Source organism: Photorhabdus stackebrandtii (assembly GCF_011189495.1).
Lineage (GTDB): Bacteria > Pseudomonadota > Gammaproteobacteria > Enterobacterales > Enterobacteriaceae > Photorhabdus > Photorhabdus khanii.
On record NZ_PUJV01000096.1, the window covers coordinates 1 to 2,062 of the forward strand.

The following is a 2,062-nucleotide window of genomic DNA, read 5'->3' on the forward strand; positions in this document are numbered from 1 at the left end:
TACAACGAGCCGACGAGGATTACGTCTTCTTGCTGACTCAGCATCACATTGTGTCCGATGGTTGGTCTGTAGAGATCTTGAAATCAGAACTGGGCGTACTTTATTCTGCCTGCTTAAATGAACAGCCTGATCCCTTGCCCCCATTGGCGATTCAATATCCTGATTATGCTGTCTGGCAGCGTAAGGTGTTCTCTGGTGAAGGGTTGCGGGTGCAAAGTGAGTACTGGCACCGCACGCTGGCCGATGCTCCGGTATTGCTGGAATTGCCGACAGATCGGCCCCGACCATCCCGGCAATCATTTACCGGCGGCCGGATACCGGTGCAGATTGATGCCACGTTGGTACAGGCCCTGAAACAGCTGGGACAACAGCACGGCACCACATTGTTTATGACATTGCTGACCGCCTGGGCGGCATTATTGTCACGTCTGTCCGGGCAGGATGATCTGGTGATCGGCATACCGAGCGCCAACCGCAACCGGCGGGAAATCGAGCCGCTGATCGGCTTCTTTGTCAATACCCTGGCATTGCGCGTTGATTTGTCCGGTACACCGGATATGGTCACGCTGCTCCGGCGTGTGCGGCAGACGACACTGGGTGCGCAGGAGCATCAGGATCTGCCTTTCGAGCAGGTGGTTGAGATTGTAAAACCGCCCCGCAGACCGGAACATACCCCGCTATTTCAGGTGATGTTTGCCTGGCAGGAGAGCGACACCGAAGCGTGGCAACTGCCGGGATTAGCGGTGACGCCAGTCGTACAGGGATACAATAATGCTAAATTCGATCTGCAACTGGAATTGACGGAAAAGGCGGGCGAGGTTGTTGGGGAGCTGAATTATTCTTCTGCCCTGTTCGACCCTGAAACGATTGAAAGACAGGTCGGCTATTTGCAGGCCCTATTGCGGGCGATGGTGAGCCATCCTCAGCAATCAGTCACGACCGTCGATATCTTGTCATCCACTGAGCGGACATTATTGCTGGAAACCTGGAACGCGACCGAAACACCGTATCCTGAGCAGTTATGCATTCATCAGTTGATTGAACAACAGGTAGAAAGAACGCCTGACGCCCCCGCGTTGGTGTATGAAGGACAGACCCTTAGCTATGTCGAATTGAATGCCGATGCCAACCGGCTGGCCCATCAACTGATGGCATTGGGAATAGCCCCGGATCAGCGGGTGGCGATCTGCATGGCAAGCTCACCGGCACGGGTGGTAGGGTTGTTGGCGGTGCTGAAAGCCGGTGGTGCCTACGTGCCGCTGGACCCGGCTTATCCGGGGGAACGTCTGGCGCATATTCTGAATGATGCGGCCCCCTCAATAATATTGGCTGATGAGACCGGACAGGTAGCGTTGGGTGAGGAGGCGCTTACCGGGCTGACTCTGCTTGATCCGAATACCTTGCCGGATCAACCGGACAGCAACCCGCAGGTACCGGCGCTGACTTCCCGTCATCTGGCCTATGTGATTTACACCTCCGGTTCTACCGGCGTACCCAAAGGGGTGATGGTTGAACATGGTGGGTTGGTCAATCTTATTCGGGATAAAATTGTCCAGTTTGGTATTCATTCCGGTAACCGGGTGTTGCAGTTCGCTTCATTTGGTTTCGATGCCAGTGTCTGGGAAACCATGATGGCGTTGACCGGTGGAGCGAGTCTGGCTATTCCGGCCGACACGGTTCGTCAGGATCCGCATCGCCTCTGGCATTATCTGGAAGAGCAAGCGGTGACGCACGCTTGTTTGACTCCGGCTCTGCTGCGGGATGGCGCTGATTTACCGGCGCTGACGATAAAGCTGACGGTGATACTGGGCGGTGAAGCGCCCAGCCCGGCGCTACTTCAGACATTGAGCCGTCAGGCCACGTTGTTCAATGCCTATGGCCCGACAGAAATTACCGTGTGTGCCACCCACTGGCGTTGTCCGTCAAACTATACCGATGCGTTGGTACCTATTGGGCGTCCGACGGCGAATACCCGGATTTATCTGCTGGATGACGATGGTCAGCCAGTGCCATTGGGGGCGGTGGGGGAGCTGTATATTGGGGGTGCCGGTGTGACGCGTGG

At 55.9% G+C, this 2,062-nt stretch carries 1 protein-coding gene; it reads left to right on the plus strand.

Going from position 1 to position 2,062, the window contains the following annotated elements; translation table 11 throughout:
• A partial coding sequence (locus tag C5470_RS21670; protein WP_166291858.1) for a non-ribosomal peptide synthetase occupies positions 1-2,062 on the plus strand: 2,062 nt, incomplete at both ends.